The sequence below is a fragment of the Brachybacterium sp. AOP24-D1-21 genome, assembly GCF_052378665.1.
Classification (GTDB): domain Bacteria; phylum Actinomycetota; class Actinomycetes; order Actinomycetales; family Dermabacteraceae; genus Brachybacterium.
Genome location: NZ_JBQSXX010000001.1, coordinates 1,705,084 through 1,720,481, shown reverse-complemented (window position 1 = coordinate 1,720,481; position 15,398 = coordinate 1,705,084). Strand labels below are relative to the sequence as shown.

Genomic DNA, 15,398 nt, shown 5'->3' with positions numbered 1-15,398 from the left:
AGAAATGACCGGGGCGGTCAGTGAGAGGCCGGGGATGCCGCTGCTGCGCCGGCAACGGATGCTTCCTCCACGGCGGTGCTCCCTCCACAGCGGAGGTTCTCGGCCCTCGTCCGCACCAGCTTTGACCTGTACTGCAGGTATGAGAATCCCCGGTATCGCACACAGATCAGATCTCCCGGGTCTCGGCATCACCGACGCCACTCGTCGGCGACTGCTCCGACAGGGGCAGATGAGGCGGGTCGGCACCTGGTACGTGACCGACGAGGCCCCTGAAGCCCTCGTCGCCCTGCTGGAACAGGGAGTGCGACCCACCTGTGTCACCGCAGCGGAACAGCACGATCTCTGGGTGCCCCTGCACACGGGAGATCACGTGTACCGGCCCCGAGGCCTCGTACCCGGCGCCCCCGGCTCGGGCCTTGTGAAGCACGGCTCCGAGATGAGGATCTGGCCGGACCGCGACCCGGACGCTGATCTGCCGCTGGCCCTTGCGCACGCCGCACGGTGCCTGTCCGTTCGTGACACGGCGATCCTCGTGGAGTCCGCGCTGAATCGGCGAAGCATCACGATGCACGAGGTGCAGCGTCTCCTCGCCTTCCTTCCCGCTGCGCGGCGGGCCCAGCTTGGCAGGGTCTCGCCGCTCGCCGAGTCCGGGACGGAAACAGCGGTGAGATGGTGGCTGGAGTCGCTGCACATCCCGGTCACGCCCCAGGTGCAGATCCCGGGAGTCGGCCGCGTCGATCTGAAGCTCGGCGCGAGCTGGATCATCGAATGCGACAGCGTGAGCTTCCATCACGATCCCCAGCAGTACCATCGGGACAGAGCTCGTGACCTGCGGCTCCAGGCTCGGCGCTACATGGTCACCCGGCTCACCTGGGAGCAGGTCTTCCTCGATTGGGAGGAGACGGCATCCCAGCTGCTGGCGATCATCCGCCGGCGCGACCACCGGCGGCCGCTCGCCGGATAATGGTCGAGAACCGGCGGCCGCTCGCCGGATGATGGTCGGGAACTGGCGTGTGGGCGACATCTACGACGATATCGCCGTACTCATCGCCCTGGCGCCACTACCCGACCAAGCCCCCAGCACCCGACCACCGGCCACCCCCTGGCCAAACCTCCACTACCCGACCACCGGCCAGCCCCTGACCAGGCCTCCAGCACCCGACCAGGCAGCGGTACCTGAGCAGCGCCCGCACGGCCGGAGATAGCTGGTAGGCAGGAGCGGCTGTGCTCATGCTCAGGCCAGGGCGGGCTCCCGCTCGGTGATGGGGGTCGCCGGCAGGGCACTGGCCCGGCCCAGGGAGCTGATCTCCCAGCCGGCGTCGCGCCACTGCCGCGGGTCGAGCACGTTGCGGCCATCGATCATCCGCGTTGCCGCGACCAGGCCGGCCGCACGTACGGGGTCGAGGTCGCGGTATTCGTCCCACTCGGTGAGCAGCACGGTCAGCTCCGCTCCGCGCAGTGCCGAGGAGGTGTCCGGCTCGAACTCCACCAGTCCGCCGAGGCGGCGTTCGGCGTTCTGCAGCGCCTTGGGGTCGGTGACCGTGACCATGGCCCCGGCGGCACGCAGGCGGCAGGCGACGTCGAGCGCCGGGGAGTCCCGGGTATCGTCGCTGAGGGGCTTGAAGGCTGCGCCGAGCACGGTGATCCGGCGTCCGGTGAGGTCTCCGAGCATCTCACCGGCGAGCGTGACCACCCGGGCGCGGCGCCGCTCGTTGACGGCATCGACCTCGCGGAGGAAGCCGAGGGCCTCCCCCACGCCGTTGTCCTCGGCGCTGGCGAGGAAGGCGCGGATGTCCTTGGGCAGGCAGCCGCCGCCAAAGCCGACCCCGGCTCGCAGGAACTTCGCGCCGATGCGGTTGTCCATGCCGATCGCGCGGGCCACGTCGGTGACGTCTGCCCCGGTGACCTCGCACATCTCCGCCACGGCATTGATGAAGGAGATCTTGGTGGCGAGGAAGGCGTTGGCCGAGGCCTTGACCAGCTCGGCGGCCTCGTACCCCATCACCAGGCGGGGTGCTTCGCGTTCGAGGATCCGGGCGTAGACGGCGTCGAGCATCGCGACGGCCTGCGCGGCGACGGGGTCCTCGGTGTCGTGCACGCCGTAGACGAGCCGGTCGGGGTCCAGGGTGTCCTTCACGGCGAAGCCCTCGCGCAGGAACTCGGGGTTCCACATCAGGGTCACGCCCTCAATCTGCTCGAGGCGGCCGGCGAGCATGCGGGCGGTGCCTGCGGGGACGGTGGACTTGCCGACCACCAGCGTCGGCGCACCGCCGCGGACGGGCAGCACCTCGGCGAGCGTGTCGACCGCGGCCTCGAGGTAGGACAGGTCGGCGCCGAAGCCGTCGGCCTGCTGCGGGGTGCCGAGGCCGAGGAAGTGCACGTCGGCGTCGGCGATGTCGGCGTAGTCGGTGGTGAAGCGGAGCAGATCGGCGTCCAGGCCACGGGCGAGGATGTCCTCGAAGCCGGGTTCGTGGAAGGGGGCGCGCCCGGCCTGGAGGGTGGCGATGCGCTCGGCGTCGATGTCGAGGCCGACCACGTCGTGGCCGAGGTCGGCCATGGCGGCGGCGTGCACCGCACCGAGGTACCCGACTCCGATGACGGAGATCTTGGTGGTCTTCACGACATGCTCCTTTCGAGGTGGGCGACGGCGCCGCCCAGTGGGGTGTCCTCTGCCGCGGGTGCGGGGAGGGAGGCCCGGGATGCAGGGCCGGGGCCGGCCGGGTCGAGGGAGGCGGCGAGGATGCGGGCAGCGCCGCGCCACCGTGGCCGGAAGGCGTAGACGCAGGCGAGCCGGGCGATGGTGCCGCTCTCGTAGGCGGCGAGGGTCTCGGGTGGGATGCCGCTGCGCGCGGCGGCCCGGTCGATCTCGTCGCGGACCACGGCGGCCTGCTCCTCGGTCCAGATCCCCTGCAGCTCGCGCCAGGTGGCGTGCGCGCGGAGGTTCGCGGCGTCGAGGGCGGGATCACCGGCGGTCGCGGTGTCGACGTCCAGGAGGGCGGGACGGTCGCCCTCCTGCCAGAGGATCTGCTTGTCGTGCAGGTCGCGGTGGATCAGGGCAGGCCGCTCGACGTCTTCCAGGCGCAGCAGCTCCCTGCGGGCCAGCGTCAGGGCGCGACCGCGCAGGACGGCCCCGGCGGGATCGACGGCATCGGCACGTCCACCCCAGGCCTCGAGCACCTCGGCCTCCGCCGCTGGTCCGTGGAGGGTCGCGGTTCTCGCGCGGTCGCGGGAGGTTTCGACGGCGGTGGTCCAGGCATCGAGGGTCTCGCGCCAGGCGCGGCGCCAGGTGCCGTCAGCGGTGGGGAGCCCGTCGTGCAGGAGGTGTCCGGGCAGCTCGGCGAAGGTGACGGTGTCGTCGTCGGCGTCGAGCACCCGGGCGGTGCGGAAGGGGCCCTCAAAGGCGGTGGAGCGGTCGATGGCCTCCAGCAGCGGTGCGGCACGGCCGGGGCGGACGATCTTCACGTAGCGGGTCCCGGCGTGCTCGCCCTCGCTGCCCTCGCCTCCCTCGAGGCGGACCACGGCGCGTTTGCCGGGCCGGTGCGAGACGACGGTGCCGCTCGGATGCTCTCCGAGCACGCGGGCCAGTGCGGGCAGGCGCGGGTCGGTGCCGTCCTCGAGCACGGTGACCTGGCCGGTGGCGGGGTCGAGGCGGGCTGCGCGCAGTCGGGCTCCAGAGCGGGTAGGGGCGCTGTCCTCGAGCTCGAGGGGCAGGCCGCGGCCGTCGTCGGCCCACGCACGGTGCACGGTGAGCACGCGTCCGTCATGGGTGACGGTGGTGGGGACCAGGCGCTGCTGCTCCCCTGTGCTCGGGGCCGCGGGGGCCGGGGCGGGCAGAGGCAGGCGGCCGGGCCATTCGAGGACGATCTCGGCGAGCGCGAGGCGCCGCTCGACCCGCTCCATCCAGTCATCGCGGTGACGGCGCAGCGGGTCCAGGGCGGAGGAGAGCAGGGCGCGGGCGGTCCAGGCTGCAAGCTCGGTGCTCGGCGGCAGGCCGAGGTGGCGGGTGTAGCCGCGGAGGAAGGCGGTGGCCTGCTCCTCGACTCCGGCGAGCAGGCAGGAGGCGATCCAGGAGCCGAGGTCAGCACTGCGCGGCCCGAGGCCGGAGCGGTCCAGGTCCACCACGCGCAGGGGCAGGTGCCCTTCGCCAGGGACGGCGGTCTCGTCGACCGAGATCAGGACCTGGTCCGGGGAGAGGTCGCCGTGGATCAGGGCCAGGGGCCCGTCGGTCGTGAGCGTCGCGCGCAGTCGCTGCGTGAGCTGCTCGACCTGCTGTGCGCGGTGCGGCAGCAGCTCGGCGACGGCCTCTGCGGTGGCGGGGACCAGGTCGCCGATGCGGGCTGCGGGCAGGTTGTGCCCGGAGACGTCGGCGGCATGCAGGCGGGCGATGATCTCGCCGAGCCGGGCGGCGGCCGGCATCGAGTGGGGATGGCAGGACAGCCCCGCAAGATCTCCCTGGCCCCACTGCCCACCGATCAGCACCGAGGGGCGGCCGCGCCAGCGGCGCTGGGCGACGGTGGGCAGGCCCAGCTCCCGCCAGCACTCACCGACCCGCAGCAGGTCATCCAGCGGCCTGGCCGCGATGCGCAGCACCTCGCCGGAGTCGGGCAGGAGCAGCACGGCGTGGCGGCCGGGGTTGTAGCTCAGCACCCGCAGGGCGGTCTCGTCTCCGCATCGGTGCAGCAGGCGGTGGATCTCGCGGCCCAGCCGCGGGTCGCTGTCGAGACCGCCGCTGAGCAGGTACGGGCCGTCGGCTGTGGTGGTGTGCTCGAGGATCTCCGTCCCGCTGCGCTCGGCGCGGTGCAGGATGTTGCCACGCTTGTCGCGGGAGGCGACCAGCTGCACCCAGCCGACGCCTGCGAGATCCTGCCCCCGCGTCCCGGCGGGGACGGTGGCGCGGTAGGAGACGAGCACCGAGGCGGTGGGCTTGATGCGCACCCGGTCCAAGGTGATCTCGCGCCCCAGCAGGGTGGACAGCTGCTCGGGTTCCAGCAGCACGGCGGCTCCGGGCAGGCGGGCGTGGTCGCTGAGAAGCTGCAGCGGAGTGGCGGTCATGGTCATCACCGGATCTCCTGTCCCTTCGGCTGTGGGGCGTCGAGGGCCTGTTCCGCGGCGCGCTGCTCGACGATCCAGCGCGAGTAGTGGGAGTCCGGATCGGCGGCGAGCTGCGCCGGGGTGCCGTCCTCGAGGATCCGGCCGTCCTCGAGCCAGAGCACCCGGTCCAGCCCGGCCACGGTGGTGGCGTCATGGGTGATGGAGATCGTGGTGCGGGAACGGGCGAGCTCGCGCAGCGACTCGTTGACCTGGGCCTTCGCGGCCGGGTCGAGGCCGGTCGTCGCTTCATCCAGCACCACCACCGGGGCACGGCGGATCATGGCGCGGGCGATCGCGATGCGCTGGCGCTGACCGCCGGAGAGGGTGTCGCCCCGGTTGCCGAGCACGGTGTCGTAGCCCTCCGGCAGGCCCATGATGAAGTCGTGCGCACCGGCGCGGCGGGCGGCCTCCTCGATCTCGGCAGGCGTGGCGTCGCGCCTGCCGAAGCGGATGTTCTCGCGCACGGACTCGGTGAACAGCACCGACTCCTGAGGGAGGATCGCCACGTGGCGGCGCAGATCGGAGAGGCTCACCGAGCGGGTGTCGTAGCCTCCGATCCGGATCCGTCCCTCCTGCGGCTCGTTCAGACGCAGCAGGTAGGAGACCAGCGTCGACTTCCCGCCGCCGGAAGGGCCGAGGATCCCGAGGTGCTGACCGGCGGGGATCCTCAGGTCCAGGTCCTTGAAGAGGGGGCGGCCGTGACCGTCGGGCGAGGTGATCGAGGAGAACTCGACGGTGCCGCGCACGTGGCGCATCGGCACCGGGCGCTCGGGGTCGGCGATCTCGATCTCCTCGTCCATGAGGTCGGCGATGCGCTCCCCGGAGGCGGAGGCGCGGGCGATCCGGCCGGTGTACTTGGCCATGTCGCGCAGCGGCTTCATCGCGATCTTCAGGTAGGTCAGGAAGAGCACCATGTCGCCGGGGCTCATCACCCCTCGCAGCACCTGCAGGCTGCCGACGACCAGCACGGTGCCCTGTGCGATGCCCACCAGCACGTCGGTGGCGCGCTCGAGGCCGGCGGCCAACTTCTTGGCCTTCACCCCGGCCTTCATGGCCTTCTCGTTGCCGCCGGCGAACTCGTGGGCGACGGTCTTCTCCAGGCCGTAGGACTGGACCACGCGGATCGCGCCGAGCGCCTCGGCGGCGGCGCCCACCAAGGAGCCCTCGCCCTTACGGGTGCTGCGGGAGGCGCGCACGATCTTCGGGGAGGAGCGACGGGACAGCAGCAGGTAGATCAGGCCCGTGGCGATCACGATGCCGGAGAGGAAGGGATCCAGGATCACCATCACCACCAGCAGCACAGCGAGCGTGATGACGTTGCCGATCAGCGGCAGCCCCGCGGTGACCGCGACGTCCTGCAGCCTCCCCACGTCCCCTACGAGGCGCTGTGAAGTGTCTCCGATGGAGGCGCGCGAGTGGTACCGCAGCGACAGCGCCTGGATGTGGTCGAAGACCCGGGTGCGCAGCTCGGTGGCGATGCGCGCGCCGACCTTCGCGAAGGAGATGGTGGCGAGGTAGTTCGAGCCCGCACGGCCAGCGATGATCATGGCCAGGCCCAGCGCCGCGGCGATCACCGTCTGCTCGATGTTCAGGCCGAAGGGTGAGGCGTCCGAGGGCAGGTCAGCGCCGAGCGCCGAGGTCACGGCGTCCACCGCGTACTTCAGCGGCCAGGGCTCGAGCACCCGGAAGGCGACGTCGAGCAACAGCCCGATCATGCCGACCAGGCACAGCAGCAGGTGGCGCGGCAGGTGCGGGCGCACCACCTGGAGGGTGCGGCGCAGGGCCGAGGGATCCAGGCGCTCCTTCTTCGGCACCGCCGAGGTGCCCAGGAGGCGGCGCAGCAGGGGCGTGCGTTCGCTGCGAGGTGCGGGATCGTGCGGGGCGGGGTCGCGCGGTGCGGGGTCGCGCTGGTCGATCCCGGTGCGCGAGGTGCCGATGGCCATCAGGCACCCACCTCGGCCAGGCTCGTAACCTGAGCGGGGCTCGCAGCCAGGACCGGACTCCGTGCCTCTGCCGGGCTCGCAGCCTCCACCTGGCGCAGCAGCTCACGGCAGCGGATCTTCCAGTCGTGCTCGCGCACGGCCGTCTCGCGGGAGCTCCTGGCGAGGTGGGCGCGGTGGGCAGGGTCGGCGGCCAGCTCGTCGAGGGCGGCGGCGAGCTCGTCCACGTCCCCGGGCGCCACCAGCACGCCCAGCTCGCCCTGGCCGAGCAGCGCCGGGATGGTGCCGATCGCGGAGGCGACCGTGGGCAGTCCCGCTGCGAGGTACTCGTAGACCTTCAGCGGGGAGAAGTAGTGCTCCCCGGCCGGGTAGGGGGCGGTGGCGATGTCCAGCTCGTGGAGGATCTCGGGCACCAGCTCGGGGGCGACGGCGCCGCGGAAGCGGACCCTCCCTGCGATGCCGAGCTCGGCGGCGAGCTGCTCGAGCTCCTCCTGCTGCGGGCCGGTGCCGCAGATGTCCAGGCGCAGGTTCTCGCGGGTGCGGGCGAAGGCACGCAGCAGCACATCGGTGCCATGCCAGGGCTTCAGGGTGCCCACGAAGCCGACGGTGACCGGCGCCTCCGGGCCCGGCGCGGTGACGGGGCGGCTGCCGGGGGTGATGCGGCGGGTGTTCACGCCGTTGGGGGTGACGACCACGCGGGCCGGGTCGGCGCCCTCGTCCAGGGTCCACTGCGCCACGGCCTCGCTCACGCAGGAGACGAGGGTCACGCCGCGCAGCTGGCGCCGGGTCGCGGCGAGCGCCCCGGCCTCATCGGCCAGGCTCCGGTGCTGGCGCTGCTCGGCGATCAGCGGCGCGTTGACCTCGAGGATCGAGGGAATCGGGGTGACCGGGGCGGTCGCGGTGATCGCGGGAATCGGGGTGGTTGCCGGGCCTGCAGGTGTCGAGAGCCGGGCGGCGGTGTCGGAGAACAGGGAGTAGCGCTCATAGACCAGGTCGAAGCCGCCGGCGGCGATCTCCTCGGCGATCGCGGCGGAGGCGGCGGCGACGGCCTGTTCACGCTCCGCGCCGCTGCCCTTGGGCAGGCGGTGGCGGCGCACCTCGAGGTCGGCGAGGTCGGCGGGGATGTCGTCGTTCACGCGGGTGCAGAAGACGGTCACCTCGTGGCCGTCGGCCCGGAATGCGCGGATGACCTCCTGGACGTGCACGGAGGCTCCCTTGGTGCCGAACACTCCGATGCCGGGGTCGAGCAGGGCGTAGGCGATCCTCATGACAGGGTCCTTCCGGCGGGGGCGATCGGCTGGGCGGCCGACGGGGCAGCGGCGGGCGAGAGCGCCTGCGTGGCCCGCTGCAGCGCAGGCAGCTCGATCGGCTGGGTGAGGATGTTGCGATGCGCGGAGCACTCGGCGAGGGCGCGCAGTCGGCGGGCCTGGGAGCGGGAGTCGTACTCCGCGGCGACCAGCTCCCGGGCGGCGTCGGTGAGGGCGAGCCGGTCGGTGGCGGGATCCAGCGCCTCGCGGACGGCGTCAACCAGTGCGGTCGTGTCCCCGGTGGGGACCAGCCAGCCGGTGCGGCCGTCGATGATCACCTCGCCGACGGCGGTGACGGAGGCCGCTACGCACGGGATGCCGGTGGCCATGGCCTCGAGCAGCACGGTGGGCAGCCCGTCGGCATTGCCGTCGGCCCCGATCACGAAGGGGGCCACGAACAGGTCGGCCACGTCCAGCAGATGGCGCACCTCCTCCTGGGTGCGCGGTCCCAGCAGCCGGACCTGCTGCTGGAGTCCGAGCTCGGCGATCTTCGCAGCGAGCTCGTCGCGCAGCGGGCCGTCGCCGACGATCTCGGCGCGCACCTCGCGGCCTTCCTCGCGCAGGGCGCGGACGACGTCGATCAGCTGGTCGAAGCCCTTCTTCTCGACCAGGCGCCCCACCCCGAGCAGGAGCGGCACCTCGGCGAGGCCTGTGCGGCCGCGGTAGGGGAAGCGCTCGAGCTCGAGGCCGTTGCGCACCAGCTCCAGGCGGGCGGTGTCCCGGGCGCCGAAGCGGGCGTGCAGGTGGCGGCGGTTGTACTCGCTGATGGTGACGGCGTGGTCCGCGTCGCGCAGCTTGCGGGCGAGGTCCTCGTCCTCCACGTCGCGGTGGAAGATGTCCTTGGCGTGGGCGGTGAAGGAGAAGGGCAGGTCCGTGAGCAGGCCGGCCAGGCGCGCGACTGTGGTCGCCATCGAGGCGAAGTGGGCGTGGAGGTGGCTCACGCCGTGCTCGCGGGCGAGCATCGCGACGGCGAGCGCCTGCTCGGCGTCGTCGACCCCGGCGCGCACCAGCTCTCCGAGCTGCGCGGCCATGCCCGGTGCGAGCTCCGGATCGGCCATCGCCGCACCCCACACCTCCCAGAGGCGGCGCGGGCTGGAGGAGCGGCCCACCTGGATGACGGGGGCCTGGACCCGGGCGAGCTCGGGGTGGAAGCGGGCGTCGATCGGGGGTCGCAGGGAGAAGATCACGATCTCCTCGCCGGCGGCCTCGCGGGCCAGGATCTCCGAGACGATGAACGTCTCCGAGAAGCGGGGGTACATCTTCAGGACGTAGGCGATGCGGTGGGGATTCTCAACCGACATGGCGGGACACCTCCGGGTGGGCGGGGACGGAAGCGGGCAGGAGCTGGGCGGCCAGAAGCGGGGTTGGCAGAAGCTGGGCGGCGAGGTGGGCGACGATGGCGAGCCCGCCGAGGTCGATGTGGCCGCGGTCGGTGCGGCCGGTGACCGAGCGGCGCCACCAGGCGGAGATGTCCTCGCTGGTCAGGGTCTCGGGGTCGCAGGTCTCGACGGCGCCGACGGCGGCGAGGGCCTGGGCGCGGCGCGGCTGTTCCTGGCGGCGGCGGTGGCGGGGCACGACGAGGGCGGGGGTGTCGGTCGCCATGACCTCGGCCATCGTGTTGTAGCCGCCCATGCACACCACCGAGACGGCCTCGGCGATCAGCTCGGGGACGTCCGCGGCGCTGCGGATCACGGTGGTGGCCTCGCTCGTGGCTGTGGCCAGCGCACGGATCTCGGCGATCTCCTGCTCGGGCATCTGCGGCCCGGTGATCAGCAGGTGCTGATGCCCTTTCGGAAGCTGCGCACTCGCGGCGAGGCGGGCGAGCTCCGCGCCGTCGGAGCCGCCGCCGAGGACGGTGAGGACGTACGGAGGGGGCGGCTTCGGCGAGGTGCGGCCGGGGGTCGCCGGGCGGGCGGCGGGTCGGCCGTGGGAGAGATAGCCGGTGGGGGTGGCCAGTCGCGCGAGTGCAGGCGGCAGCTCGCCGGTCAGGCGCGGGTCGTAGACGTGGTGGTCGCCGTAGACCCAGACCGCATCGAGGTAGGAGGCCACGTGTTCGGCGCCGCCGAGGGCCTCCCATTCGGCGCTGGCGACCCGCGGAGAGTCGAGCACCTCCCGCAGGCCCAGCACGGTGGCGGTGCCGCAGGCACGGAGGTTCGCGAGCACGGGCTCGAGTTCGCCGTCGATGCCGAAGGGGTGGCGGTCGGCGATGAACAGGTCCGGCTTCAGAGCGGTCAGCGCCGCGTCGATGGTGGCGCTGCGCAGGTCCCGCAGGGCATCCGGTTCCATGCCGAGGCGGCGCGGGCCGTACCCGCTGCGGGTGCGGGTCATCCCGGGCAGCACCAGCCAGTCCCAGCCCTCGGGCAGCGGGTCGCGGCCGGCGTCCGGATGGCCGGCGATCAGCAGACCGCTGACGCCGCCGCCGGTCAGCGCCGGCAGCTGCTCGGCGAGCGCATAGGCGAGGGCGCGGTTGCGGCGGGCATGGCCCAGTCCCACGGAATCGTGGGAGTACAGCGCGATCGTGGTGTCCATCGGACTCTCCTGCTCGTTCGGTGACGATCTGAAGGATGCCGAGCGGCCATGAGGAGTCGATGAGTCGTCGATGAGGAGGCTCTCATCCCGTTCACCGGCCTGTGACCAGGGGTGACGGCGCTTCCATGAGGTCGAAGCCGGTAATGCCCGTGCTCGGCGGCTCACGGTACCGTCGCCCGGGGTGAGGCCGAGGAGAGGCCAGGGTGAGGCCGGGTCAGAGCAGAGCGGGGACCGCCGGTATCGAGGCAGCAGGCTGCTGGAGTGCGCTCGAGTCAGCGCGGCCGAGGGAGCGGAACTCCCAGCCGGCCTCCGCCCAGCGCCGAGGCTCGAGCACAGTGCGGCCGTCGAGCATGCGCGGCACCGCCACCAGGTCAGCGGCCCAGACCGGGTCGAGGTCGCGGTATTCGCGCCATTCGGTGAGCAGCAGCGTCAGCTCCGCGCCACGCAGTGCGGCGGCCAGCTCCGCCTCCACGGTCAGGCCCGGCACCCGCTGGGCGGCGTTGGCGAGGGCCTGCGGATCGGTGACCGTGACGCGCGCTCCCGCCTGCATCAGCCGGTCGGCGACATCGAGGGCCGGGGAGTCGCGCACATCATCGCTGTCGGGCTTGAAGGCTGCGCCGAGCACGGTGATCCGTCGGCCCTCGACCCCGCCGAGCATCTCGCCGGCGAGCTCGACGGTCCGGGCCCGGCGACGCTCATTGATCAGGTCCACCTCGCACAGGAAACCGAGGGCCTCCCCCACACCGTGCTCCTCGGCGCTGGCGATGAAGGCACGGATGTCCTTGGGCAGGCAGCCGCCGCCGAACCCCACCCCGGCGCGCAGGAACTTCGCCCCGATACGGTCATCCATCCCGATCGCCCGAGCCACGTCGGCGACATCCCCGCCTACGGCCTCGCACATCTCGGCGATCGCGTTGATGAAGGAGATCTTGGTGGCCAGGAAGGCGTTGGCGGAGGCCTTGACCAGTTCGGCGGTCTCATACCCCATCACCAGGCGGGGCACCCCGGCCGCGAGCAGCGCGGCATAGACCGCGTCGAGCATCGCGATCGCCGCCTCGGCCTGCGACCCCTCGGGCTCGCGCAGCCCGTAGACGAGCCGGTCCGGCTCCAGGGTGTCCTGGACCGCGAAGCCCTCGCGCAGGAACTCGGGGTTCCACAGCAGCTGCACGCCCTCGATCTGCTCGACCTGATCGGAGAGCCGACGGGCGGTGCCGGCGGGGACGGTGGACTTGCCCACTACCAGCGTCGGCGCGCCTCCACGAGCCGCGAGCACCTCGCGCAGGGAGTCGAGGGCGGATTCGAGATGCGAGAGGTCCGCGCCGAAGCCGTCCTTGCGCTGTGGGGTGCCCAGGCCCAGGAAGTGCACCTCAGCCGGCTCGAGCTCCGCATAGTCCGTGGTGAAGCGCAGCCTGCCGCTGCGCAGCCCCCGGCGCAGGATCTCCTCGAAGCCTGGTTCGTGGAAGGGTGCTCGCCCTGCCTGGAGGGCGGCGATGCGGTCGGCGTCGATGTCCAGGCCGATCACCTCGTGGCCCAGCTCGGCCATGGCGGCCGCATGCACCGCTCCGAGATATCCCACTCCGATCACGGAGATCACCATCAGCGTCGCTCCCTCCTCGCCGACCCCGAGCGGGCCAGGCCCTGTGTGCACCGTGGCAGGCACAGGTGACGTCGAAGTGACGCGGCGATGGAAGGCAGGGAAGGAGCTGGGGTCAGCGGGAGGTGTCGCCCGTGGCGCGCATCCACGCCGCCAGCCAGGAATCCGGATCCTCGGCGAGCTGCCCGGGGGCGCCGTCCTCGGCGAGCACGCCGCTCTCGAAGCACAGCACCCGGTCGGCATCGAGAACCGACTGCGGCTGGTCACTGCTGACCAGAGCGGTGCGCCCGGCGGTGAGGGAGTCCAGTGCTCGATGCACCGATTCGTGGTCGGCGGGAGCCAGCTCGGCATCGGCGCCGTCGAGCAGCACCACCGGGGCGTCACGCAGCAGCGCCCGGGTGATCGCGATCCGACGACGCTGCCCATCAGTCAGCGCAGCACCTCGGCGCGCGAGGACGGTGTCGTAGCCCTCGGGCAGCAGGGTGATGAACTCATCGGCACCGCTGCGGCGAGCCGCCTCGACGACCTCATCATCGGTGGCGCCCGGCCTGCCCACCCGGATGTTCTCCCGCACGGTCTCGCTGAACAGCGCCGATCCGCGCTGCACCACGGACAGTGCGCTGCGCAGATCCGCCAGGGCGAGGGTGCGGGTGTCGTAGCGATCCAGCAGCACCCGCCCGCTGTCGGGCTGGTCCAACCGCAGCAGATAGGACAGGAGCGCGGAGGCCTCGGTGCCGTCGCGCCCCACCAGGGCCACGTGCTGACCGGCCGGGATGATCAGCGAGATGTTCTCGAACAGCGGGCCCCGCGGCCCAGCGGTGCTGAGCGCCGAGTACACCACCTCACCGCGCAGCGCGCCGAGAGCCTGGGGGCGAGCGGGCTCGGAGATCACCGCACGATGCTCGAGCAGCGCCCCGATCCGGTCCCCGGCGGCAGCGATGGCTCGCAGCCCGGTCGAGTGGCGGACGATCTCGCGGGCCAGGACCACAGCGATCAGCACAGCGGCGATCACCATCGTCAGCTCGCCGGGGGTCATGGTGCCGGCGTTCATGCGCCAGCCGCCCAGGAGCAGCGCTGCGCCGACGCCCAGCCCGGCGATCAGCTCGCCGAGGAAGTCGCCGACGGCGCTGCTGCGACGGGCGACAGCGTGCGAGCGGGCGGAGCGACCGCCGAGCTCGGCGAGGCTGCGCTGAGCCCGCTGTTCGAGCCCGTAGGACTGGATGGTGCGGGTGGAGGCGAGCAGCTCGTCGGCGGTTTCGGCGAGGCGTGCCCCGTCGGCTTCGGCAGCCGTCTCCTTCCGTCGCTGCGCGGACTGGGCAATCCGCGCCACCAGTGCGTAGAGCCCCGCAGTGACCAGCACGATCGCGGCGGCGATCGGTTCCACGACCAGCATCACCACGGTCAGGGAGGCCAATGCCAGCAGGCCTGCCGCCAGGCGCGGACCGGTGTGCGCGACCAGGTCGCGCAGTCGTGCCACGTCGTCGATCAGCAGGGAGCCGGTGCGGCCGAGGCCTTCGCCGTCGCGCCCAGGGCCGAGCAGATGGACATGACCGAGCAGGCGACCGCGCAGTGCGGTGGCGACGTGCCCGCCGATCCGGTGCAGGGCGCCGACCGCGAGGGCACGGAATCCTGCCTGCAGGGCCACCAGGGCAGCCAGCGCTCCGGCGGCGAGCAGCAGAGCGGTGACGGGGTCGCCCCCGATGCCGGTGGGGGCAGTGGAGCCGGCGCCGGCCGCAGCGAGCGCGGCATCGATCGAGTATTTGAGCGGGAAGGGCAGGGCGACGAGAGTCCAGATGCTCAGCACCAGGGCGCCCAGGCCGACGATCAGCGTCGAGCGGTGGGCCTGCAGATCGGGGAGCACGAGGTCGAGGGCGGCGCCGAGGGTGCCGGCTCGCCGGGCCTGGTCTGCGGTGGGCGCGGGGTCCGTGGTGGACGCGGGATCCGCGGTGGACGCGGGATCCGCGGTGGACGCGGGATCCAGCGTCAGCGCGGGCCGCGGCGGAGCCTGAGTCTCGACGAGGCTCGGCGACTGCCCGGCAGGTTCACGCACCGGCTCTGGCTCCGGCAGGGACTCAGGCCCGGCCACGGGCTCGGGCTCCGCAATCGGCTCCGACACACGCACTGGCGCTGGCTCGGGCTCGGGCTCGGGCATTGGTTCAGTATCGGACTCGGGCTCGGGCACGAACTCGAACTCCGGCTCCGGCTCCGGCTCCGGCTCCGGCTCCGGCTCCGGCTCCGGCTCCGGCTCCGGCTCCGGTGCAGCAGCATCGCGGATGACCTGCCAGCGCTCCGCAGATTCGGGGTCCTCGGGACTGACTGCCACCGGCTCCCCACGCGGCTCGGGGTCGGGGCCGGGTGGGAGAACCGGGATCTCGTGGGTGGACGGCGTCGGCTCACCCGCTGGGTCCTGGACCCAGAGGTCAGCGGGAATAGCGTCCTCCGCTGCGGGGCGCGATACCTCCTCGACCGCGAGGTGCGGCGACCTCTCCCCCGCGGAGTCGCGGGCTGCGGGACGTCGGAACGGACGTGCCGTGGCACGGGGCGCTCGTCGCAGCCGGACCCCGCGCAGGGACGGAGAGGTGGGGCTGTGCGGAGTCGCCTCTGCCGCGCTGGTGTCGGCATCGACGTCGGCACCGGCGGGATCGTCGGCCGGAGCAGCCGGCTTCAGGAGTTCGAACCTTCCTGGTGCGGCCGCGTGCACGGTCTCATCCGCCGCGCCCGGCGCATCCCAGGCATCCCGCGCCAGCTCATCCGACCAGGTCGGCGGTGCGGTGCGACGTTTCGGGGAGCCGATCTCGATCCATGCGGGCTCTGCGGCCGTCTGCTCGGTGTCCCTGGCGTTCCGGAGGGGGACGTCGGGGGTGGCGTTCGTGTTCATGCGCTCTGCTCCTCCTGGCATCGCTGGGCAGCCCGGCAGGTCACAGCGACTGCGGGGCT

General features: G+C 72.5%; 9 protein-coding genes. 1 reads left to right on the top strand and 8 read right to left on the bottom strand.

The annotated features are described in order from the left end of the window. Positions 1 to 139 precede the first annotated feature (139 nt). A complete protein-coding gene (locus ACT3UF_RS07650) occupies positions 140 to 964 on the top strand; it encodes an endonuclease domain-containing protein (RefSeq protein WP_442332581.1) in 825 nt (274 codons plus the stop codon). A 270-nt stretch (positions 965 to 1,234) separates the two neighbouring features. Here the strand turns inward: ACT3UF_RS07650 and ACT3UF_RS07645 are convergent, their stop codons facing one another. The 8 genes from ACT3UF_RS07645 to ACT3UF_RS07610 all read right to left on the bottom strand — a co-directional run bounded on the left by ACT3UF_RS07645 (position 1,235) and on the right by ACT3UF_RS07610 (position 15,339). Beyond that, positions 1,235 to 2,620, bottom strand: a complete 1,386-nt coding sequence (locus ACT3UF_RS07645) for a UDP-glucose dehydrogenase family protein (RefSeq protein ID WP_444599208.1) — start codon at positions 2,618 to 2,620, stop codon at positions 1,235 to 1,237. Beyond that, a complete protein-coding gene (locus ACT3UF_RS07640) occupies positions 2,617 to 5,058 on the bottom strand; it encodes a phosphotransferase (RefSeq protein WP_444599207.1) in 2,442 nt (813 codons plus the stop codon). The genes ACT3UF_RS07645 and ACT3UF_RS07640 overlap by 4 nt, the downstream gene beginning before the upstream one ends. Next, entirely contained in the window at positions 5,058 to 7,034 is a 1,977-nt protein-coding gene (locus ACT3UF_RS07635; protein WP_444599206.1) for an ABC transporter ATP-binding protein, read from the bottom strand. The genes ACT3UF_RS07640 and ACT3UF_RS07635 overlap by 1 nt, the downstream gene beginning before the upstream one ends. Beyond that, positions 7,034 to 8,299, bottom strand: coding sequence for a glycosyltransferase family 4 protein (locus ACT3UF_RS07630; protein WP_444599205.1), 1,266 nt, complete (start codon positions 8,297 to 8,299; stop codon positions 7,034 to 7,036). The genes ACT3UF_RS07635 and ACT3UF_RS07630 overlap by 1 nt, the downstream gene beginning before the upstream one ends. Further along, on the bottom strand, positions 8,296 to 9,639 hold the full coding sequence (locus ACT3UF_RS07625) for a glycosyltransferase family 4 protein (protein ID WP_444599204.1): 1,344 nt from the start codon (positions 9,637 to 9,639) through the stop codon (positions 8,296 to 8,298). Before ACT3UF_RS07625 ends, ACT3UF_RS07630 begins: the two co-directional genes overlap by 4 nt. Next, positions 9,629 to 10,867, bottom strand: a complete 1,239-nt coding sequence (locus ACT3UF_RS07620) for a glycosyltransferase family protein (RefSeq protein ID WP_441444635.1) — start codon at positions 10,865 to 10,867, stop codon at positions 9,629 to 9,631. Before ACT3UF_RS07620 ends, ACT3UF_RS07625 begins: the two co-directional genes overlap by 11 nt. A gap of 214 nt (positions 10,868 to 11,081) precedes the next feature. Then, positions 11,082 to 12,464: a UDP-glucose dehydrogenase family protein gene (locus ACT3UF_RS07615; RefSeq protein WP_444599203.1), complete on the bottom strand. Its 1,383-nt coding sequence runs from the start codon at positions 12,462 to 12,464 to the stop codon at positions 11,082 to 11,084. A 112-nt stretch (positions 12,465 to 12,576) separates the two neighbouring features. Further along, entirely contained in the window at positions 12,577 to 15,339 is a 2,763-nt protein-coding gene (locus tag ACT3UF_RS07610; RefSeq protein WP_444608234.1) for an ABC transporter transmembrane domain-containing protein, read from the bottom strand. Positions 15,340 to 15,398 lie beyond the last annotated feature (59 nt).